Annotated in this window: 19 protein-coding genes; 16 read left to right on the top strand and 3 right to left on the bottom strand. The window is 43.4% G+C overall.

The annotated features are described in order from the left end of the window. The first annotated feature begins 12 nt into the window (after positions 1-12). From V7R35_RS08420 to V7R35_RS08385, 8 genes are all read left to right on the top strand, one after another. Positions 13-405 carry a hypothetical protein gene (locus V7R35_RS08420; protein ID WP_334014299.1) on the top strand — a complete coding sequence of 131 codons (393 nt, stop codon included), beginning with the start codon at positions 13-15 and terminating at the stop codon, positions 403-405. 127 nt (positions 406-532) lie between these two features. Further along, positions 533-928 (top strand): MAPEG family protein, encoded by a 396-nt coding sequence (locus tag V7R35_RS08415; RefSeq protein ID WP_334014298.1) that lies wholly within the window; start codon positions 533-535, stop codon positions 926-928. Between the two features lie 82 nt (positions 929-1,010). Then, positions 1,011-1,622 carry a GNAT family N-acetyltransferase gene (locus tag V7R35_RS08410; protein ID WP_334014297.1) on the top strand — a complete coding sequence of 204 codons (612 nt, stop codon included), beginning with the start codon at positions 1,011-1,013 and terminating at the stop codon, positions 1,620-1,622. Between the two features lie 76 nt (positions 1,623-1,698). Then, positions 1,699-1,842, top strand: coding sequence for a hypothetical protein (locus V7R35_RS08405; RefSeq protein WP_334014296.1), 144 nt, complete (start codon positions 1,699-1,701; stop codon positions 1,840-1,842). 86 nt (positions 1,843-1,928) lie between these two features. Further along, positions 1,929-2,573, top strand: a complete 645-nt coding sequence (locus V7R35_RS08400; protein WP_334014295.1) for an FMN-binding negative transcriptional regulator — start codon at positions 1,929-1,931, stop codon at positions 2,571-2,573. An 80-nt stretch (positions 2,574-2,653) separates the two neighbouring features. Further along, complete coding sequence (locus tag V7R35_RS08395; protein ID WP_334014294.1) at positions 2,654-3,325, top strand: TonB family protein; 672 nt, start codon at positions 2,654-2,656, stop codon at positions 3,323-3,325. A gap of 11 nt (positions 3,326-3,336) precedes the next feature. Continuing rightward, the gene (locus V7R35_RS08390) at positions 3,337-3,945 is read left to right on the top strand and encodes an RNA polymerase sigma factor (protein WP_334014293.1); all 609 of its coding nucleotides are present in this window, start codon (positions 3,337-3,339) and stop codon (positions 3,943-3,945) included. Between the two features lies 1 nt (position 3,946). Then, positions 3,947-4,618 carry a hypothetical protein gene (locus V7R35_RS08385; RefSeq protein WP_334014292.1) on the top strand — a complete coding sequence of 224 codons (672 nt, stop codon included), beginning with the start codon at positions 3,947-3,949 and terminating at the stop codon, positions 4,616-4,618. A gap of 122 nt (positions 4,619-4,740) precedes the next feature. On the opposite strand, the gene cdd is transcribed toward V7R35_RS08385, so the two are convergent. Continuing rightward, positions 4,741-5,148: a cytidine deaminase gene (gene cdd / locus V7R35_RS08380; RefSeq protein WP_334014291.1), complete on the bottom strand. Its 408-nt coding sequence runs from the start codon at positions 5,146-5,148 to the stop codon at positions 4,741-4,743. Positions 5,149-5,283: 135 nt separating this feature from the next. On the opposite strand from cdd, the gene nlpI reads away from it, so the two are divergent. Further along, positions 5,284-6,195 (top strand): lipoprotein NlpI, encoded by a 912-nt coding sequence (gene nlpI / locus V7R35_RS08375; RefSeq protein ID WP_334014290.1) that lies wholly within the window; start codon positions 5,284-5,286, stop codon positions 6,193-6,195. 12 nt (positions 6,196-6,207) lie between these two features. Further along, positions 6,208-7,734 carry a sel1 repeat family protein gene (locus tag V7R35_RS08370; protein ID WP_334014289.1) on the top strand — a complete coding sequence of 509 codons (1,527 nt, stop codon included), beginning with the start codon at positions 6,208-6,210 and terminating at the stop codon, positions 7,732-7,734. Between the two features lie 7 nt (positions 7,735-7,741). Here the strand turns inward: V7R35_RS08370 and cysZ are convergent, their stop codons facing one another. After that, a complete protein-coding gene (cysZ, locus tag V7R35_RS08365; RefSeq protein WP_334014288.1) occupies positions 7,742-8,488 on the bottom strand; it encodes a sulfate transporter CysZ in 747 nt (248 codons plus the stop codon). Positions 8,489-8,740: 252 nt separating this feature from the next. Between cysZ and smc the strand changes: the two genes are divergently transcribed. From smc to ligA, 3 genes are all read left to right on the top strand, one after another. Then, complete coding sequence (gene smc, locus V7R35_RS08360) at positions 8,741-12,241, top strand: chromosome segregation protein SMC (RefSeq protein WP_334014287.1); 3,501 nt, start codon at positions 8,741-8,743, stop codon at positions 12,239-12,241. Between the two features lie 20 nt (positions 12,242-12,261). Beyond that, positions 12,262-13,797, top strand: coding sequence for a cell division protein ZipA (gene zipA, locus V7R35_RS08355; RefSeq protein WP_334014286.1), 1,536 nt, complete (start codon positions 12,262-12,264; stop codon positions 13,795-13,797). A 158-nt stretch (positions 13,798-13,955) separates the two neighbouring features. After that, complete coding sequence (gene ligA, locus V7R35_RS08350) at positions 13,956-16,004, top strand: NAD-dependent DNA ligase LigA (protein WP_334014285.1); 2,049 nt, start codon at positions 13,956-13,958, stop codon at positions 16,002-16,004. Between the two features lie 86 nt (positions 16,005-16,090). Here ligA and V7R35_RS08345 read toward each other — a convergent pair whose 3' ends face one another. Beyond that, the gene (locus tag V7R35_RS08345) at positions 16,091-16,618 is read right to left on the bottom strand and encodes a DUF2062 domain-containing protein (protein ID WP_334014284.1); all 528 of its coding nucleotides are present in this window, start codon (positions 16,616-16,618) and stop codon (positions 16,091-16,093) included. A 114-nt stretch (positions 16,619-16,732) separates the two neighbouring features. Here V7R35_RS08345 and V7R35_RS08340 point away from each other — a divergent pair, with 114 nt between their 5' ends. The 3 genes from V7R35_RS08340 to lpxK all read left to right on the top strand — a co-directional run bounded on the left by V7R35_RS08340 (position 16,733) and on the right by lpxK (position 22,536). After that, on the top strand, positions 16,733-19,450 hold the full coding sequence (locus V7R35_RS08340) for a DNA internalization-related competence protein ComEC/Rec2 (RefSeq protein WP_334014283.1): 2,718 nt from the start codon (positions 16,733-16,735) through the stop codon (positions 19,448-19,450). Positions 19,451-19,750: 300 nt separating this feature from the next. After that, the gene (gene msbA / locus V7R35_RS08335) at positions 19,751-21,499 is read left to right on the top strand and encodes a lipid A export permease/ATP-binding protein MsbA (RefSeq protein WP_334014282.1); all 1,749 of its coding nucleotides are present in this window, start codon (positions 19,751-19,753) and stop codon (positions 21,497-21,499) included. Further along, positions 21,496-22,536, top strand: coding sequence for a tetraacyldisaccharide 4'-kinase (gene lpxK, locus V7R35_RS08330; RefSeq protein ID WP_334014281.1), 1,041 nt, complete (start codon positions 21,496-21,498; stop codon positions 22,534-22,536). The genes msbA and lpxK overlap by 4 nt, the downstream gene beginning before the upstream one ends. Positions 22,537-22,547: the final 11 nt, after the last annotated feature.

Raw genomic sequence — 22,547 nt, 5'->3', positions numbered from 1 at the left:
AAGGAATGTTCAATGAAAAAGGTTTTATCTTTAGCGTTTATCTCATTAACTCTAGTCGGCTGTAATGGTAATAGCGATGACGAACAACCATGTGGCGAAATCACGCTGCCTGTAATTGTTCCTGCTATTCGAGTGAATCTATTCGACATTAATGAGCAAGCACTAAATGCATGCGATGCAATATTAACCATTACTAACTCTTCGGGAACAGAAGTAGTGTACGGCTCTGCTTTCAATAATTGCGAAGAAGAATTTAGCCTTGATGGTGGTTTCAATTTAGAGGAGCACGACTTCCTGATTGAAAAAGCGGGTTTTGTAAACCAAGAATTTAGTAATATCTCGCCCATAGAAACACGTTGCGCATACGAAACCATAGAGATAGACGTATTTTTAGAGGTTAATTAACGGTGTTCAATTTGTAATTAAGTGCGTTACGTTACTTTCTGTCATCCTTTATTGGGTGTTTATAGCACACATTTACGGTAAATTAAGTTCACATTACTTGTAACCTTAGTTAGGACAACGACTTATTATGGTTTCTATCCTTACCCCTGTCGTCGCTCATATCTTTTGGTGCGCACTTCTTTATGCATTGCTAACTGTGGCACGTGCCCCAGCTGTGTGGGGAGTAGGTCGCAATACTGATGGAAGCAATCCATTTCAAAACATTCAGCCCAAAATAAGTGCTAATTTGTCGAATCAGTTTGAATGGCCGGTATTTTTTCATGTGCTTTGCGTAATGCTTTATGTAGAACAAAGCGCTGTAACAAGTACCATGATGCTAATGGCATGGGTATTCGTTATAGGTCGCGTTCTGCATAGCCTTGTTCAAATTTGTAGCAGCAACGTACGAATTCGTGGGCTAGTGTTTACTATTAATTTCCTTGCTGTGATAGCCATGTGGGTTTTGTTTTTATTTGAAATGTAGGGTGATTAATCATCTTTAAACGCGTTTAACTTGCAATTGCAGGTTAGTAAAACATTTAACAAAAGAAGGAATTTGGGAAAACGTGGCACAGCTTGTATTTGAAAACACTACTTTAAACACACCGTTACTCATACTGGCGCCGCTTACATCAGCGCATAAAAGCGATTTATTAAAAGCTGCAACTGACGGCGAGCTATGGAATTTATGGTTTACCAATGTACCCAGTGAAAACACAATCGACACTTACTTTGAAGCTGCATTAGAACAGAGAGAAGCCGGTACTTCTTTACCGTTTGTCGTTCAGCACAACGCGACGGGAGAAATAATTGGTACCACGCGCTTCTGTAACGCTGATTTGAAGAACAAGCGTTTAGAAATTGGCTATACCTGGTACGCCAAAAGTTATCAACGCTCTTCGGTTAACACAGAATGTAAGCTAGCTATGCTTACGTACGCATTTGAAACCTTGCAAGTCATTGCTGTTGAGTTCAGAACTCACTGGCATAACCAGGCCTCTAGAAACGCAATTTTAAGGTTAGGGGCAAAACAAGATGGTGTATTGCGACAGCATCAACAGCAGGCCGATGGCGCATACCGCGACACGGTGGTATTTTCTATTCTAAATAGCGAGTGGCCCACCGTTAAAAAAGGCTTAATTCACAAGCTTTCATATAATACTAACACCCACGAATAATAGCTTTACAACCCTATCGCTGCTAAAAAACGTTGCGTTTTAAATAACGATCAATGATGACCAACAAGGAAACAACATGGACTTTTTACTAAACATTCTTATTTGGGTAGGGGTTGTGATATTCGCCATGTTTTTTATTGGCTTTTTGGCAGCAGTAAAATTAAATAAACGCCAGAACGAAAATGATCAAAGCACCAAAAATAAAAACCCAAATAACTAAAACCAGAATGATAAAAACTAGAATAAATGAAGCTTGATTAAAAAAGCCTGACAGTAGAATAATTAGAACTAACATCGGTTTATACAATGTACCTTCCTAAAAACCTTACCATGACGCCAAATTCTGCTGTGCGAAGCTTTATCTCTCAGTACAATTTTGGCGCGCTTATTACTAGCGACTTACGCACAACGCAACTGCCTTTCATGGTGGAAGAACGAAAAGATGGCAGGCTTGTGCTTACTGCGCATATGGCGAAAGCCAATAGCCAGTGGAAACAGTTTGAGAGCTCTGCAGATTCAAAGGTAAACGCCAGCGTCTTATTCGCAGGTCCTCATGCCTACATTTCACCTACTTGGTATCAAAGTCGACCAGCAGTATCTACATGGAATTATGCTTCTGTTCAGTGTTTTGGGTCGGTTACATTATTAGATGAAGCGGCAACGCTGGATGCAGTGTATAAACTTACGCAACAGTTTGAGCCTTCTCTTGAAAGGGGAGCTAAAGCCATAGAAGCATTAATGCCTGAAGAGTATGTAAACAAACTAATTAAAGCTGTGGTTGGCTTTGAAATGGTGGTTGAAACAGTAGAAGCAAAAGAAAAACTGGGGCAACACAAAAGTAATGTTGATCAAGCTTCTGTTTTTAATGCGCTAACAAAAAGCGAAAGTTTAGATGCTCAAGCGTTAGCGGCCTATATGGTGAAAAGAAATACGGGTACTGGACAGAGCTGATAATAAGTACTTCTTCAAAATTTAAATAACCCCTTTTTGAACATTTCCTCGTTTAGTCATAAACAAGAAGGGGAAATGCTATGTTACTAACACTTCAACATGCTTCAAATGCTGCTCCGTCGTCACCTTGGCTTTCGTTGTCTCAACGGTTAGTTAAGGCGTTCTCTTTAGGCACCGCTGGTTTGGTGATAACTGTTGCGCTTTTCGTTTTGATGGCGCGTTTAATTGAGCAAGACAAAGTATCGGTAGAGAAGGTACAACCTGTACATTTAGACCCCATTATTTATCAAGCAGAAGATGAGACCACCGTTGTAAGGCCAAAGATTAAGCCCATAGAGCAGGTGATAAAAACGCCGCCAGTACAAAAGGTTGAGACTAACCCTGAACCTAATGACACATTAAACAATGTAGCCATGTTCACTCATGTACCAAACACTAATTTAGACATTAAGATTGGGTTTAATGGCGCTCAGGGCAACATGCAGGCGTCTCCACAATTTCGCGTTGACCCTACATACCCACCTGAAGCGTCTAGGAATGGAACAGAAGGATGGGTAAAACTTGGCTTTACAGTAAGTGCCAGTGGTGCCGTATCAGATATAGAGGTACTAGAGTCGCAGCCTGCGAGAGTGTTTGATAGAGCGGCAAAACGAGCGCTTAAAAAGTGGAAATATAAACCTAAGTTAGTTGACGGTAAGCCTGTTAGTCAGACAGGTATGATCGTAGTATTAGATTTCAAGCTAGAACAATAAGGAAGAAGCCTATGAGCATAGGCGCAAGCTTACAGGGTATTTTTCGTCGCTCGGCTAGTACGAGCGACAGTACAAAGCATACAGCCACTACCAATTCGTTAGGATTAAGCGAAAGGTTAATGGTGCAATATCGCGATACACAAAGCGACCAGGCGCTGTCATCGCTTTTCGATTTGCACAGTAACAAGCTTTATTACTTTTTACTGGTAATGTCAGACGCTGCTACAGCTGAAGATATAGCGCAAAAAGTATGGGTGACGGTAATTGAAAAGCGTCACCAATTTGTGAATGCAGACAATTTTCAAGCGTGGTTATTTACCATCGCGCGTCGGGCTTTAATTGATGAATTTCGTCGAAATGCTCGAATAGATTACGACAGTGACGCAGTGAGTAAAGCGCCCAGCGATAATATAGATATAGGCGAAACGCTCACTAAAAGCGAAGCTATCCATTCGTTGTTGTGTGCACTGCCACTTAAACAGAAAGAAGCGCTTTCGTTGCAGCTTGAAGGGTTTTCTTTAGAGCAAATAAGCGCTATTTGCCACGTACCAAGAGAAACAATTAAAACACGCTTGCGCTATGCGCGCGAAACTCTTAAAAAAATGACGGAGCGTGATTAGTATGTCTATGTCAGATAAAGAATTACAGGACGCTTTTAAACAAAATCAACAAGTGCACAGTGCGCCAAGTGCGCTTAAGCAGTCTGTTATGCAGCATCACATGGCGAAAAAAGCACAGCAACAAAGCGGGGTTTCCCAAACTGTGGAACTGCTGGTTACATGGTTTCATTCGTCATCTGTGAGATTTGCTGCATTAGCTGTTGCTATGGTTGCGTTGTTTGGCGTTTATGGCGCGGGTAAATGGCAGATGGCCAACTTTCCATCGTATGATGCTCGCAACAACCCCGATATAACAACGGTAAGTATTGTTAATTACCACGGTTACGATGCTGAAGCTGAGCGTTTCAAAACCGATTATTTCAATACAGAGCGAGATAACGCTGATAAGCGCAGAGCAAAGTTTAACACCTACACGGATAACTATTTTTCTAGCCAAGCGTTAGCGCAAGCGGTAAGCGTGCAAAATGCTACGCTTTATGCTAATAACGGAAGTTGGACACTGCTTAATTGTAACAAAGAAAGCGTGGTGATTTCTGAAAGTATCGTAGCGAAACTGAGTATTGCAAACCGTATTTCAAGCGATATAGCCGTTGGTACCAGTGTGGCACTGGCGTTTGATTCACAAGGTAGAATAACGTCAATTCGCTCGGCGCCAAGGGCACTAATGTGTTAACAGACGAGTGCTTACATAGCTAGAACGCTTTACAAGGTGCGTACCAATAGCACCTTGTTGGTATTTTTTTAGCTCAATTAAGCTTAGCGTCATTAAGCAGTACTTAACTAAATTGAGTGATGTTATTTTTCTAGGTCGTGAGCTCTAAATGCATTGGGTAGTAATTCACCAATTGTCGTGTTGTGGGTTTGGCCTTGCTTACTCACCATGGTAACCGGCGTATCGTCAGTAGCAAATTCAGCAATTTTCTGTCGGCAACCACCGCATGGAAAACAAAATTCTTCGTTTGGGCTTGCTATAACAATGTGTGAAATGCGCTTATGACCTTGAGAAACCATGTTGCCTATGGCAGTAGCTTCGGCGCATTGTCCTAACGGAAACGCTGCACTTTCAACGTTACATCCTGCAAAGGCCTCGCCAGTAGGTGTGATGACAGCGGCACCAACTTTAAAATTGGAATAAGGGGAGTGGGAGTTTTTCTGTGCGTTGAACGCTAAAGCCGAGAGTTGTTCAATGTTATTTTTGTTCATGGCTACCTTTGTTATCCGCCTAATACGCTTTACTTTTCTTACTAAATGCGAGAAGGTTGGCGGCAATATCGCCGCAACAAATGTATACTTTGTATTTAGACGGTTTTTTCTCTTTTTATAGAATGCTTTTTTACCATGTGCAGAAACGTTAGTCTCATCTTTTTTTCTTTAATTGCTGCTATTTTAAGCGGTTGCGCGCAAACAGTGCCTGTGGCAGAAAGGCCACAGATGGGAAACCTTTTATTAGCCGAACCTGCACCCATTAACCCGCGTTCAGAAATGGCAATTGCGCGCTACAACCAGGTGCTTAGCAGTACGGCATTGTCTGATGAAGATAAAGCGGAACTGCACTTTCAGCGCGGTATGCTTTACGACAGCGTTGGTTTAGGTGGTTTAGCGCAATTCGACTACAGCCAAGCAATTAATTTTAAGCCCGATCTTGCTGAAGCATATAACTCGCTTGGCATTCACTACATACAGCAAAGCGATTTTTTACAAGCGTATGAAGCGTTTGATTCAACGTTGGAAATAAACCCAGAGTATGACTTCGCGTTTTTGAACCGCGGAATTGCTTTGTATTATGGTGGCAGAGCAGAACTTGCTACTACCGACCTAGCCGCGTTTTTAGAAAAAGACGAATCTGACCCGTTTAGGGCTTTGTGGTCGTATTTTGCTCACCACGACGTATCGCCGGAAGAAGGGCAAATATATTTAGCCACTATTCGCCCAAGTTTAGATAACAGCCATTGGGCTACTACACTCACCGATCTGTTTCTTGGGGTTGTAGACGAAAACGACGTACTTAATTCTCTTCTTGTAGGCGTGAGCAGCCAGAAAGAGCTTACTGATAGATTGTGTGAAGCTTATTTCTATTTGGGTAAATATCATACGCAAAAAGGAAATAGTGGCATTGCGTCTAACTACTTTAAGCTTGCACTTAGTACCAATGTGTTTGATTACGTTGAACACCGCTACGCGCGAATGGAACTAAATAGGTTGCGAGAGCGCGCAAATACCGAAAAAACCGCAGACAGTGCAACAGAGTAAGCACTAAGTACCATGCGCGGCCTATTCCTAGCAGTTTTTGCACTGCTTATTGTTGCAGGCGATAGCGGCCGCTTTTCGCCTCAACTTGTTCATAATGCATCCGCTGTTCTAAACCAATCAAAAGCTGAGCGACAGCAAGTAAATGGCGCATTAGTGATGCTGTGGAATGCGTCGATGCAGGGAAGTGAACAAGGACAGTCGTTACTGCTTTCTACTTTTCAAAATGCCTACAACACGAACTTTGACAACAACAGCATAAATCAAGAAGATGCCAGTTACTGGCTTGAAAAGCTTGTAAGGCTTGAAAATGCTGACGCGGCTTGGTTGCTGTATCAAATGTTAGGTGAAGAGGGCGCCTCTAAACGATTTATGCGATTGGCGGCCATAGGCAATGTTGCCGAAGCACAGCTGGCTTTTGCTATGTCTTCTGATTCGCCTGAAAAACGCGAAAAATGGTTAGTACGTGCTGCGTCACAAGGCTATGTACCGGCTCAAGCTGCGCTAGCCGACTGGTATTTACTGCATGGGAAACAGCAGTTAGCAAAACCGCTGCTGGCGGCTACCGCAGAATTAGATATGCAAAGCGCGTTTAAATACGGTCGCTTACTTTGGGACGAAGAAAATGTAGATGAAGCCAAAATACATTTTTCCCGTGCAGCGAAGCTTGGTCACCAGCAAGCCAGTCGTGCCTTATCAGTTATAAACCGTTACAAGCAATACTCGCCTTCGAACATGCCAACAATAAGTTGGGCATCTGTCTCTAGAACTGGCAGTGAGTGCCTGCAACGTATTCAGCCTTTTGCTACCAGCTTAGCAACCATTATTCGAGCAGATAGTTTGTATAATGACTTTGTTAAAGATACCCGATTATCATCGCTACCGATTTGTATCGCTCCGCCAATTTGGCTAAAAAATGACGTGCTTTCCTGCAGTGCTAATTTTAAGAAAAGCGGCGTTCTAGGCTGCGATGTTGCGCCGCTGGCAATTGCAGCAAAACAGCGCGAGTTTAGTCATGCAGTAGTGGTTAGCGAGCAGGGCAAGGCTAACGTTCAAAATGGCGTTATGTATTTGGATATTAGTGACGCTTATTCAGTGTTTGTGCATGAACTTGCTCACTTCTCTGGCTTTGCTGATGAATATCCCATCGGCCGAGGTATGGCAAGAAAGCTGTGCGACGAAGATGGTATTGAAGACTTTGTGCCACCCAATGTTATTGTTGATAGTGAGTATTGGTATTCTCCGCACAGCACGGTTGATAAGTGGTTGAGCATAGATCCTGCTACCATCATTGCACCCGCGAAAACGTGTATGGTACTTGGTAAAAACAGCTATAAGCCAAGTAGGCGCATAACCTTTATGGAGCATCATGACAGCGGCGTTATTCCACCGCTTTATCTGGTGTTATGGCGTGAACAGCTGAAAAAGCAAAATATACAACGCCCTATTTCAATGAACTTTTTTCAGGTGTTTCATCAACAGGGCAACCAAAAAGAAGCTGCCCATTGGTTAGAAGAATATGAGGCGTTTGTCGGTGAGTAGTGTGTTGTTAATGCTTAGGTTTGGCTAAGGTATTTTTTAATTCATTCACCCACATAGACGTAGCGCCACAAATGGCGACGGGCATCACAATAAAGTTCACTACGGGAATCAGTGAAAACACATTCACCATCATTCCAAATGTCATTGCCTTTCCTTTGTGTTCACCTAGGTGCATGCGCATTCGCGTAAAGTCGACTTTATGGTTGTCGTAGGGGTAATCGCAATACTGAATGGCCATCATCCACGCATTAAATAAAAACCACAGCACTTGCCCAATAATTGGCAGCAAGAAAAACAGCAATAAAAAGCCGATAGCACGGGGTAAATACCATGCTAATTTAGACACTTCTCTGCCTATTGTTCGTGGTATGTCTTTAATCAGCGCCATAACGCCTTCATCGCCTAAATCTTGCCCAGTGAGATGACGCTCAACTTTTTCAGACAAAACGCCATTGAATGGGGCTGCAATCCAGTTTGCTAACGTCCCAAACACGAGCGCAAAAATCAACAGCACGCTTATCACCGCTAGCGGCCATAGAATGAAAGATATCCCAGTTTTTATCCAGCCTAGCCAGTCTGGCACCAGATTTATGACATAGGTAATTCCTACTTCGATTTGTCCGAACAAGAAATAAAATGCTACAGAAAATAGCAAAAGGTTGATGGTGAGAGGCACAAAAACAAAGCGTTTGAGGCCCTTTGTTTTAATGAGTGAGAAACCTTCGAAAAAGTAATGTACACCACCTGCGCTCATATAAACTCCTTGCGTCAGATATGTTTAAAAATGTAAAACTTGATTGCTTACTGTACCATTTTAATAGGGAAAGGCGTGACACTGAAATGGCAATTGTTACAAGCTGTTAGATTTGATAGAGTCGAGCAATAATAACAAAAGAAAAATTTTTGTGGCGCTAACGTTTTCTCTCCATTGTCATAACAAACAATACCCTCGTAATATTGCGGTAGTCTTCGCTGTTTGCGCAATTATTGATATGGGAGCGACTACGTGAGACTCAAAAAAATAAAGCTTGCGGGCTTTAAGTCTTTTGTTGAGCCAACCTCTATTCCTTTCCCTGGAGAAATGACCGCCATTGTTGGGCCCAACGGTTGCGGAAAATCAAATGTAATAGACGCCGTTCGTTGGGTGCTAGGTGAAAGCTCAGCTAAAAACCTCCGTGGCGATGCGATGACGGATGTAATTTTCAATGGTTCGTCAAGTCGAAAGCCTGTTGGTCAATGTAGTGTAGAGCTGGTATTTGATAATAGTGCCGGTCGTATTGATGGCGAATATGCTAAATACAATGAGCTGTCGGTAAAGCGTCTGGTAACACGCGATGCTCAATCTAACTACTTTTTAAATGGTACTAAATGTAGACGTCGCGATGTAACCGATCTTTTCTTAGGTACAGGCCTTGGGCCAAGATCTTACGCCATTATCGAACAGGGTATGATTTCACGCTTAATCGAATCGAAACCCCAAGAACTGCGTGTATTCATTGAAGAAGCGGCGGGAATATCCAAGTACAAAGAGCGCCGACGCGAAACTGAAAATCGTATAAGGCACACACACGATAATCTTGACCGTTTAAATGACGTAAGGGATGAGCTAGGCAAACAGCTTGAAAAACTACAACGCCAAGCTGCCGCTGCAACGCGCTATAAAACGTTAAGGGCTCAAGTTCGAGAACTGAAAGGGCAACTTGCTGCAATACGCTTCCTTAAAAACAGCGAGCATATTGAAACGCTTCAAAAGCAGCAACAAGCATTGCAGCTAGAGGTAGATGATTTAGCGGCGCGATTACAAGGTGATGAAGCAGGGCTTGAAACCTACAAAACACGTCAGGTTCAAACTAAACACGACATTGACGACCTGCAGCAGCAAATATTCACTACCGGAAATGCGATAACGCGGCTTGAGCAAAATGCATTACATGCAAAGCAGCGCAAAAGCCAAGTTGAACAAGAGCTTCAACGTATTGATGAGCAGCATACGGTACTAAACGCCACCATTGTAGAAGCTGAAGATGCGCTTTCAGTATCAGAAACCGCGCTCATTTCTATTGAGCCTGAACTAGCCTTGAAAGAAGCTGAACTAGAACATGCTAGAGAGCGTTTTGATGATGCTGAACAAGGGCTACGAGAATTTAACGCCAAAGCGCGTGAGCAAGAGCTAGCCTATAATCAGCTTCGTCAAAATGTGCAGCAATGTCATAGCCAAATTCAGTCGACCATGAGTATGCAGTTTCGTACATCACAGCGTATCAGTGAGCTTCAAGAAGAAATTAAACAGCTTGATGACGATGAACTAGCAATACAAATTGAAGTGTTGAGCGAGCAGATAGCAGAGACTGAGCAGCTTGTTCATGTCAAACAAGCGCTTGTTAATAAAGAAAGTGACACGGTTAACAATAAAAAAGAAAAGCTCAAGTCGTTAGAGAATAGAATCAGAGAAGTACACGGTAAATGGCAGACCGTGAACTCGACCAAGGCGGCGTTAGAAGCATTGCAGCAAGATGCTCTGCAAGTCACTTCACAGCATGCCACTGAAGGCTTTGATGGTATTGCACCTTTGTGGCAGCACCTTAAGTCCTCAGACGAGCTTGCTCCTTGTGTGGAATCAGTACTTCGTTACTTACGAGAGCCATGTGTGGCGATAACGCACCGTGTTTCAGATTTGCTTCAAAGTATCTCATCAATACCGGCTGGTAAGCCGTTATATACCAGCAAAACGTTTATTCAAGAAGCTGACGAGGGTACGTTAGCTAACGCGCTATTAGCCTTTAATGATTCGGTTCCCGCATTATTTAACAGCATTAAGTTATTTGAAAACGACGATGACTTACGCGCAGCAACCAGCGCATTAGAAAAAGACATTACAGGCACTGATGTAAGTTTGCTTTCTAAAACCGGGTTGTGGTCTAGCCCTCATTGGGTGCTGAAGCCGGGAGAGGTGAACGATGGTGCACTGCAACGAGCAAACAAAATTGAAGCGCTAAATGCACAAATTAATGACATTGATGAGGCAAAGTCGGCATTAATTGAGGAACGCGAGCAATGTGAGTTGCAATGCGAGGCGCTGAGTGAGCAGTTGCAAGAAAAGGTGCGTGCACTTAACGAGTTGGAAGCATCACTAACGCAGCTTAAAAACAAGCTGTCTTTGCTTTCTATGCAACAAGAGCAGCAGGCATCACGCAGCACTAAACTGAATGACGAACTTGAAAAGCAAACGTTACTGCTCGCCAAAGAAGAAGAGCAATTAGCGCAGCTTTCCGAGAAGTTAGAGCTTGAAGAGGCGCAAATACTTGAACACGAAGTGCATATCGAGGAGGTAAACACAAAGCGCGAGTCGTTAGAGCGCAGTGTATCGGAGCTTCGAGCATTAAGTGATTCACTTACATCACAAAATCATGAGCTAGCGCTTAAGAAACAGCAGCTAGATAACCATCAGCAAATGTATTCTAAGCAACTTGAACGCAATAAAGCGCAGCGAGAAGAGTACATTCAAAATAAAGAACGCCTTCAGCAAGAGCTTAATCAGTTAACCGCACCACAAGAAATACAAGAGGCAGAGTTACAGAACCTATTGGCTGAAAAAGAAACACTTGAAGCGCTGCGTGTAGAAAAACAAACCGTACTTGAAGACATTGAAGCTTGGTTGAAAAAAGCTGAAAAGGGAAATCACTCGCTTACCAAGGACATTCAAGCACGACAAACCAATATAGATAAGCTCAATATTGATATTGAAGGGTATCGAGTGCGCGCGAACACCATATTAGAGCAGCTAGAAGATACTCAACAGTCGCTTAAAACTATTCTTGAAAGTCTGCCAGAAGAAGCTGAAGAGCAAAAATGGCAAGACGATCTGGAGCGCACGCAAAGTGCACTGCAACGTTTGGGGGCAGTGAACTTAGCTGCCGTTGAGGAGTTTGAAACACAATCTGAAAGAAAAGCGCATTTAGATACCCAACATAACGATTTAACCGAAGCGCTTGAAACACTTCAATCGGCAATAAGAAAGATAGATAAAGAGACTCGCACACGTTTTTCCTCAACCTTTGAACAGGTGAACGAAGATTTAAAAATGCTGTTTCCAAAAGTGTTTGGTGGCGGCTCTGCGTATTTGGCATTAACCGATGATGACTTACTTGAAACCGGTGTAACCATAATGGCGCGACCACCGGGTAAGAAAAATAGCACTATTCACCTTTTAAGCGGTGGAGAAAAAGCATTAACCGCTTTATCATTGGTGTTTGCTATTTTTAGATTAAACCCAGCACCGTTTTGTCTATTGGATGAAGTGGATGCACCACTGGATGATGCAAATGTGGGGCGTTTTTGTAACTTGGTTTCAGAAATGTCGCAAACAGTGCAGTTTATTTATATCACCCATAATAAAATAGCGATGGAAATGGCGAGTCACCTTACTGGGGTAACCATGGCAGAACCGGGCGTGTCGCGTATGGTTGCCGTTGACGTAGATGAAGCTGTTGCCTTCGCAGAAGCATAACAAAGGGCGAAAGAAATTAAATGGAAGATGAATTACGTCTATTTTTACTCCTTGGCGGCACCGTTTTTATCATTGGTGTTCTGGCGCACGGGATTTGGAAGATTCGCAAAAATTCAAAACCAGAAGAAAAAACACGTTTAGAGCCTAGACAATGGGCCGAAGACGACGTTTTTGAAGAAAATGGTGCAGATGTTGACCCAGATGATGGCATTGAAGGCACTGTTAGTGGCAACAAAAATCAAGAGGGCTTTGATGAGCTAGGACTTGGTGCTGTTCGAGTCGTGGGTAAGTCAAATACCCGCGAACAAGAACAAAGCGATTCTGACGATACTTTATCATCACAGCCGCTCCACAGTGGTGGCGGTAGCAATATTGACAACAGCAGTGCTGTTGATAAGGTTGATGAAACTGCATCTGCAAACACGTCTTCCAAAAGAAATGAACTTATAGATAATGAAGAGGGTGTTGAATCCAACTCGCCAACTTCAACTGCTGAGCCTGAAGCGGCCCCAGAACCAAAACTTTATGGTTCAGTAGTAAGCAATCCAAAACCTCATATGTCTCATGTAAAAGGGCCTTCACGTGGGCATGCCGGCACAAATAGTACAAGTGCTGCGCCACCCAGTAATGTTGCCGACTTCCCCGAACCACCGGGTTTCTTATTGAAAGAAGGTGAAGAGGGTGACAGTGAATCAAGTGCAAGTGGGGCGCATGAGGGCGGTAACACAGAAGCACCTGCGAATCAGTCGGTAACACCAGCTTACGAGCCTGTAACGCGCAAGGAGCCAAAGCTGTATGTGGACCCGACGGATGAAGCAAACACTGAAACAGTAGACACCATGTCTGCGCAACAGCGTGAAGTGGCAGATTTCAGTTTAGATGCGCCATCACAGCCAGAGCGAGTGACAACGTCTTCTGAGCGCACACAGCCAAAGCCTGATGAACAGCCCAAACGCTTTAGCAGGAATAAGTCTGCAAAAGCGCATACAAGAAAGCGCGAAGAGCCGAACTTTGGTGATGATCAAATGCGCATAGATTTTGACGACAGCGATACAGAAGGCGCTTTCAGTGCCAACGACACAGATGAAAGTGCATCAGCAAATACAAAAGCGCAGTCGAATATAGAACCAGAGGTGTTAGTACTTAATGTACGTGCACCAGAGGATGCGCCTATCGCCGGTGCGGCGCTATTACCTATGCTGCTTACGTTAGGTTTTAAATTTGGCGATCAGGATATTTTCCACCGCCATGTAAATTCGAACGGCAAAGGCCCGGTGTTATTTAGCCTTGCAAATATGTTCAAACCTGGCGTTTTCGACATAGATAACCTAGAAAACTTTGAGACACAGGGCGTGTCGTTATTTATGATTTTGCCTATAGAGGGCGATCCGCATCAAGTATTTAACATGATGCATAATGCAGCTCGTAAGTTAGCCGACGAATTTGGCGCTCAAGTACTTGATGGACGACGTAGCGTGCTTACTAAACAAGGTTTACAGCAGTACGTTGAAAAAATTCGTGAGTTTGAACGTAAGCGAATGATAGCCCGTAATTAGTGCATAGTAGTTAGTAAGTAGCTTTACTGGGCTTAAACAAAACTTCAAAGGACTTGGTTTCAGCCAAGTCTTTTTCTTTTTAGCTTGTAATTATCAGAACCTGATTTTTATAAGTATTGATTTAGTAATTTCTTTTAGATGGCGTAAAAAGTATCTCTATGTCTGAGACTCTCGAACAAGCACAGCAAGACATTGCGACTCTTCGCAATAAAATAAATGAATACAATTACCAGTACTATGTATTAGACGACCCTTCGGTACCTGATGCGGTGTACGATCGCGATATGCAGGCACTTATTGCGTTAGAAAAAGCGTATCCGTCACTGCAAAGTCCAAACTCGCCAAGCCAAAAAGTAGGTGGCGAAGCACTATCTGCATTCGAACAAGTAACGCACGATGTGCCTATGCTGTCACTAGACAATGCTTTTGACGATGAATCGTTACTGGCTTTTGAAAAGCGCATAAAAGACAGACTTAAATCTAATACACCTGCAGATGGTGTACTAGCATTTAGCTGTGAACCTAAACTAGACGGGTTAGCCGTAAGTATTCTTTACGAGAACGGTGAGCTTGTTCGTGCTGCTACCCGAGGAGACGGTCAGGTAGGCGAGAACATCACAGCGAACGTTCGCACTATATCAAATGTGCCGCTAACGTTACGTGGAACTGATATTCCGGCGCGTGTAGAAGTGCGTGGTGAAGTGTTTATGCCTCGTGATGGCTTTGAAAAGTTGAATGCAACGCAGCGCGAGAAAGGCGGGAAAGTGTTTGCTAACCCGCGAAATGCGGCCGCAGGAAGCTTACGTCAATTAGACTCTAAAATTACAGCCAAGCGTCCACTGATGTTTTATGCGTATTCGTTAGGCGTAGTACAGCCAGATACATTTACGCTGCCAAATAGTCACAGTGAACGGCTTTCACAGTTGGGTAAGTGGGGGCTACCGCTTTGCCCTGAAATAGATACCGCCAGCGGCGGCAAAGGTTGTCTTGATTATTACAATCGCATTCTTAATGTTAGAGATGCTTTGCCCTACGATATTGACGGTGTTGTGTTCAAAGTAAACGCCATTGAATTACAAAATGCGCTGGGTTTTGTTGCACGAGCCCCGCGTTGGGCCATTGCGCAGAAATTCCCTGCTCAAGAAGAAGTTACAACGTTAATTGATGTAGAGTTTCAAGTAGGAAGAACCGGCGCTATCACACCTGTTGCTCGTTTAGAGCCTGTGTTTGTAGGTGGAGTTACAGTATCGAACGCTACGTTACACAATCAGGATGAAATCAGCCGCCTTGGCGTTAAAATTGGCGACACTGTGGTGATCCGCAGGGCGGGTGACGTAATTCCGCAAGTGGTATCTGTCGTTGAGGCAAATAGAACCGGTGACGAACGCGATATCGCGTTTCCATCGCAATGCCCTGTATGCGACTCGCATGTTGAAAAACTTGAAGACGAAGCTGTCGCGCGCTGCACAGGTGGTCTTATTTGCGCAGCACAGCGCAAACAAGCACTAAAACATTTTGCTTCACGTAAGGCGTTCGATATTGATGGCTTGGGTGACAAATTAGTCGACCAACTCGTAGATGCCGATTTAGTACACAGTCCAGCAGACTTCTTTACCTTGTCGCTGGGCAGTCTAATTGGCCTTGAGCGTATGGCAGAAAAGTCGGCCAGTAAATTACTCGATTCATTGGAAGCGTCTAAAACAACCACGTTAGCTAAATTTTTGTATGCTTTAGGTATACGAGAAGTCGGTGAGGCAACAGCGGCAAACCTAGCGTCGCATTTTGAGACATTAGACGCTATTAAAAGTGCTTCACTCGAATCGCTTGTTGAAGTGCCGGATGTTGGCGAGGTAGTTGCTGCACACATATTCAACTTTTTCAATGAAAGCCATAATATAGACGTAATTGATGCGCTATTAAGAGAAGGCATTAACTGGCCTGCTATTGAAAAGCCTGATAGTGATAATTTACCGCTTGAAGGTAAAACATGTGTAATTACAGGCACGCTAAGCGAGATGGGGCGTTCAGATGCTAAAGCCCGTTTACAGTTACTTGGCGCTAAGGTAGCTGGGTCGGTAAGCAAAAACACTGATTTCTTGGTAGCAGGTGAAAAAGCAGGCTCTAAGCTGACTAAAGCGCAAGAATTAGAGGTTGAAGTGTGGGATGAAGCTGCTCTTCTTGCCTTTCTTTCAGAGCATGAGAAGTAGTTGTTAATAGAAGTTCTATTTCATTGCTTTAATTAAAAACGCCGCTTGTTGTTAACTTGCGGCGTTTTTTAAAACTTTCGATGTGTTTACTGTTTAGCTTCTTCGCGCAGAATTCTTCTGCGCTCCCAGGCTTTTCTCACTTGCAAACGCCACAGCCAGTTAAGTGAAAAATAACCCGCAAGGCCAAAAAATACCGAGCAAATGCCACAGCCAACAAGAAATGCGGGGCCAATGGTATTTAGGCTTTCTACCACCCACTGCCAACTAAACTGAAATTCAAAATGCTGAGGAGTGGTCCCCAGTACAGTAGTTCCAACTTTGTAAGCACCGTAGAATATAGGCGGGATAGTAAACGGGTTTGTTATCCAAACGGTAGCAACTGATAAAGGAAGGTTTGCTCTGAACGGTATTGCAACACCTGCTGACAGCCACATCTGAAATGGCACTGGCCAGAATGCAAAAAACAACCCTATGCCAAACGCACCAGACGCAGAGCGACGGTTCAAGTGCCACAAATTAGGCTCGTGAAGCACTTTGCCGAATATCTTTAGGGCTTTATTTTGCTTGATGCTCTGGTGATCAGGCAAAAATCGTCGAATAAATTTCTTTGGCATAAATCTCGATGCGTCTCGAAAACAAATACTAATTACATATATTACTGCGTTCACATGACCGCTTGATGTTAACTATAAACGAACTAGGCCAGTTGCCTTTCATACACAATTAACATGAACAGCAATGAATTCTATCGTCAAAGCCGAACTGCGAAATTTAATGATACCACAATTTGGCTTTACTGCTTTTGTCTAGCTACGTTAAGCAGTGCTTTTTGGCCGTCGCTACCACCAATAGAAACGCTTGGGTGTTGCCTGGTGTTGTTGGTAACTGTAAACGCATTAGTATTATGTCATACAAAGTTAGGCGCTTTATTTGGTAACAGCACTGCTTTTTATGGTGCAATATCCGGCATAACGTTCGGTATAATGTTCGGCGTAATCTGGGCCGCGAGTGTAGGGCATTTACACTACGCTTGGCAACTGCCTGGGGATAAAATTCAACAAGATGTCATGATTGTAGGTAAGGTATTAAATGGCGGGTGCGCTGTTTCGTCAAACTTGCTGAATAATGCTAATAGTTATCAAGGTAAGCACAGAGTTCAAGAAACACAGCGTTATACTGTTGAGCTTGCAACGCTAGACAATATATCTGCTGCATACTACACACCAATGCCTTCTCTCTTTTCACTATGGTATTCAATCAATCCTCCTAAACTGACGTTGAGCTATAAAAGCTCATGGCGTAAGCCGTCCAATTTGAATGAAAACATGAGCGTACCCGATGCCGACGAATGCCTGCACAACGGTGATACTTTTCACGCAACGGTAAAGTTAAAACCCGCATATGGCACAGCTAACCCTATAGGGTTTAACAAACAGCAGCATCTAGTAAGCCAGGGCGTGGTCGCTACGGGGTACATAAAACACATTTACCTCACTAAAACTCTGCATCAACACAAGCAAAGATCAGCTTACAAACAAACGTTGGCCAGCTTACAACTTCAAAATCAAAAATGGTGGCAGGCCTTACTTTTTGGGGATAGAAGCGCGCTAAGTGAGCAAGATTGGCAGTTACTTCAAATAACCGGTACAGGTCATTTGTTTAGCATTTCGGGCATGCACCTTTCAATTGTGGCAAGTACGGTACTTATTGCATCTAGTGGGTTAGTCGTCCTACTAGCATTTTTAAACAAGTTCAGCCACTTTGTTTTAGGCATACACAGCAAAGCAACACTAACTTGGTCGATACATTTAACACCACTGCGTGTATGCGTGTTTGTATTTGTACTGTTGTTGTGTTGGTTTTATGCCTCACTCAGCGGGTTAGCATTGCCTGTTGTTCGTGCATATATATTGTTAGTTATTGCGTGCTTTATTGTTTGTATGCATTTTGTGATGAGACCATTACATATAATTGCGCTAATGTGCGCGGGGTGTTTATTGGTTTTTCCATTGTCACATTTGACGGCTAGCTTTTATTTAAGTGTAGGGGCTGTTGTTGTAATCACGCTTATTTCACTGCGTTTTAAGCTACATCAAAAGCCGTGGTACGTTGCGTTGTTTCAACTTCAGGTTTGTATCAGTGTAGCCATTATTCCTCTTACGCTAGTGTGGTTTGGAAGCGCTAGTATGCTTGGGTTAGTGGCTAACCTTCTGGCACTGCCGCTTATCACCGTTCTACTACCTGTTTCACTGCTGCTGTTATTTTCACTGCATTTTTCTCAATTATATTGGTCACAACCGCATTCGACACAGCAAGTGTTACATCAAGTTGCACCGAATAACGAACTAAATGGGTTTGTTGGTTTGTTGAAGGAAGCTTTCGAACAGGTTGACACAGTACTTACTTGGTTCTTTGAGTTTCTTCATGGTTTAGCGACCTTTGATTTTTATGGACTTTCAGATGCTACTAGCAGTTCAGTGCACAACTTAATAGACATGCCGCTGTCGGCCCCGGCAGCCATAAGTAGCTTAGCGGCGTTGTGTTTATTATTTTTCCCTTATTTTCGTGGTAAATATTTTTTTAGTGCTGTTTTGATTGCGCCCTTTATTTTGGCCTTTTTGCCAAATAGCAAAAACGTATGGCAAGTTCACGTGTTTGATTCGGGTCAAGCCAGTGCTATCGCTGTCACTCAAGGTACGTCCGCTATTATCATTGACTCAGGTTTACGTATAAATGGGCATGCGACAACGGCGAAGCGGGTGATGATTCCGTTTTTACGCAGCCTACACATAGAACGCATTGCCCACGTTATTCACACTCACGGCGACAACGATCATGCCGGTGGCGCTTCAACAATAATTAATTCACCTTTGGCAAGCGGGAGCATTAACTACACGCCGCTAAATGGTTGTGAGCATGGTAAAACCGTAGAATGGGAACAATTACGTATTCTCTTTTTATGGCCTAAAACGGGAAACCAAGAAGACTCTAATGCCCAATCGTGTGTTGTGAAAATAACTGACGGAGAGCAAAGTGTTCTTATTCCTGGAGATATTGAGCGCTCTAGTGAATATGCATTACTTACACTGCTAAAACAAACCAACAAACATAATTCATACAAACACGATTTAGAAGCAGACCTTCTTATTGCGCCCCATCACGGAAGCAAAACCTCATCAACTAATGCTTTTATTCGCGCAGTCAAACCAAAGGCAGTAGTGTTTACACAAGGCTATTTAAACCGCTGGGAATTTCCAGCAAAAGAGGTGCAAGAGCGGTACCGTAATAAACGTGTTTTGCAGCTAAAAACCAGTTACCACGGCTATGTAAAAGCCACGTTTCTTTTTAATAATCACTCCGACGTTACTAATGCAGAACAAGACTCATTTAGGCTTGAAAGTTATCGAAAAGATTTGCACAAACGCTGGTTTATTCCTGCGCGTTAATAAAAAGGTCTTTATAAATAAGCATTAGCCCTTACTTAGCTAGAAATGCTTTTTGTATTTGCTTGTATAAGACGTTGATAGATTGACCAGTTTTATGGGTATATTAGTGATATGTCACAAGAACGAGTACAATAAAGCAATTGCGTAGTATCTTAGCTTTCGTAAAGAAAGTGTCGCAAAGTCGTTGTATCACAGAACGCTTCGCGCTGAATACGTGGTTAAACGCAGTTCATTTACAAGTTTCATACGTTCGCTGTGCAGCAAGACAGCGAAAAATAAATACAAAGGTTTATAAAATCCATGCAGCAAGCCGACAACTCGGATATTCAATTAAAACGCTTTTTAGCTTATTTGAAAGCGTACAAGATGCCATTTGTTTTCGCTGTTATTGGCATGATTGGTTATTCAGCGGTAGATACTTTTGTATTTGCACAGTTGCAGCCCATGATAGATGAGTCTTTGGGTAAAAATGATCACGATTATTTACGCTTAGCGGCATATGCCATTGTTCCACTCTTTTTGTTACGTGGTATTTTCAACTTTTTAGGCAGCTACACGTTAAGTTGGATTGGCGCACAGGTTGTAATGCGTATGCGTCAGCAGCTCTTCGATAAGTACATTCACTTACCCGTTTCATTTCACGATAACCACTCCGTAGGCGGGCTAATTAGTAAAGTGACTTACGACACTGAACAAGTTGCCAATGCCTCTGGTAAAGCGCTGTTGACCTTGGTAAGAGAAGGGGCGCTGGTAATCGGTTTGTTGTGTGTAATGTTTTATTACTCGTGGCAGCTTTCACTCATATTCTTACTGATCGGCCCTCTTGTTGCTGTGATTGTGTCGTTTGTTAGCAAGCGATTTAGAGTGGTAAGTAAGAACATTCAGCAATCGATGGGTAACTTAACATCGTCGGTCGAACAGGCTGTGAAGGGCCACAAAGTGGTCATTATGTTTGGCGGTCAAGAAATTGAGCAGTCGCGTTTTAAAGACAAAAACAATCACAACCGCCAGCAAACCATGAAACTGTCGGTTACCCAAATTCTTAGCGTTTCATCTATTCAGGTTATTGCGTCGATTGCGCTGGCGGTAGTGTTGTTTATTGCAAGTACGCCAGGCATGTTAGAGCAGCTTACCGCGGGTGTGTTCATTAACGTGGTTTTTTGTATGGTGATGTTACTGAAGCCACTAAAACAGCTGACTACTATTAACAATCAGTTTCAAAAAGGTATGGCAGCGTGTGCCAGTATTTTTGAAATCCTAGACGAACAGGATGAAGAAGATACGGGTGGCAAACAGCTTGGCCGTGTGCAAGGTAAAATTGAGTTCGATGATGTTACATTTACTTATCCCGGTAAAAATACTCCTGCGCTTACCAATGTCAGTTTTGTAGCCAAGCCCGGCCAGTCTATTGCCCTTGTTGGCCGCTCTGGAAGCGGTAAATCAACAATCTCATCGTTACTCACGCGCTTCTACATGCCGCAACAAGGTGAAATTCGCCTCGATGATTCACCACTTAACAGTATTGATTTAAAGTCTTTGCGTGCTCAGTTTGCCGTGGTTTCGCAGAATGTCACCCTGTTTAATGACAGTATTGCAAATAACATCGCTTACGGCGCTAAGCAAAATGTGTCGCGTAAAGAGATAGAGAACGCAGCGAAGATGGCACACGTCGAAGAGTTTTTATCAAATCTTCCACAAGGTTTAGACACCGTAATAGGCGAAAATGGTCTTATGCTTTCAGGTGGTCAAAGGCAGCGTATAGCAATAGCACGCGCGATATTAGCGCAAGCGCCCGTACTTATTTTAGATGAAGCAACTTCTGCGCTTGATACAGAGTCGGAAAAGCTTATTCAAGACGCGCTTGAGACATTGCAGAAACGTTGCACGAGTATTGTGGTTGCGCACAGGTTGTCTACTATTGAAAACGCAGACTGCATAATGGTGGTAGAGCAGGGCCGTATTATAGAGCAGGGTAAGCACAATGAGTTACTAGAGAAAGGCGGTCACTATGCCCAACTTCATGCTTTGCAATTTGGTGAGGCTAAGTGAGCAATTCCTTAAAACCAGCTACTGGGCCAACATCGAATCATGATAAATGGTATTTCGGCCATCCTGCCGTGTGGGTTCTAGCGCCGTTTGCATTGCTTTTTTTCTTTATTACAGCGCTACGACGTGTGTTTTACAAAACTGGTATTAAGCGCGCTTACAAACCCAATGCTCCGGTTATCGTTGTAGGTAATATTAGCGTAGGCGGTAATGGAAAAACGCCGGTGGTGCTCGCGTTAGCTGAATACTATTCTGGCATCGGTCTAAAAGTTGGCATTTTAAGCCGAGGTTATGGCGGCAAGTCAGATTTTTATCCAAGGTTGGTTTCACACACCGACAAGGCCTGTGAAGTAGGTGACGAGCCTCGACTTTTGGCGGGGCGAAGCGGTTGTAATGTAGTGATAGACCCAAAGCGTGCTCGTGGTGCTAAGTACTTAGCTGATGAATTGCATTGCGATGTTATTATTTGCGACGATGGGCTTCAGCACTACGCCCTACACAGAGACGTTGAATTAGTCGTTATGGATGACAGGAAAGTGGGAAGCGGCTATTTGCTTCCAATGGGGCCGCTAAGAGAAGGGCAGTGGCGTCTTGGTCTTGTTGATGCGCTTATTCATAACGCACGCAGTATGCCTACCTTCGACAATGCGGTGGCACCGCAATTTTTAATGACACTGGTTGCTAATAAGTTTGTAAATGTGGTGGACCCAACAATTACTCGTGACGCCAGCGAGTTTGCTTTTAGTTCTTGTAGCGCTATCGCAGGAATAGGCTCTCCAGCACGTTTTTTCCAGCAACTAAAGCTCATGGGTTTGAACTTTACTAATACTTTCCCAATGCCAGACCATCATGCTTATGATGCTTCTGACATACCACGCGGAACGGTGTTAATGACTGAGAAAGACGCGGTTAAAGTGAAAGGCTTTGCCCATGAAGACTGTTGGTACTTGCCGGTAGATGCGCATTTGGCGGCGGATTTTTATACCTTAATAAATACAAAGCTTGCACAGGCTGGGCTTGCACAAGTGAAAAATAGATAGGAAGTAAAATA

It is taken from the genome of Alteromonas sp. S167, assembly GCF_036864375.1.
In the GTDB taxonomy this organism is placed as follows: Bacteria; Pseudomonadota; Gammaproteobacteria; order Enterobacterales; family Alteromonadaceae; genus Alteromonas.
Note: the sequence above shows the minus strand (reverse complement) of the source record. Positions and strands in the feature narration are given on the sequence as shown.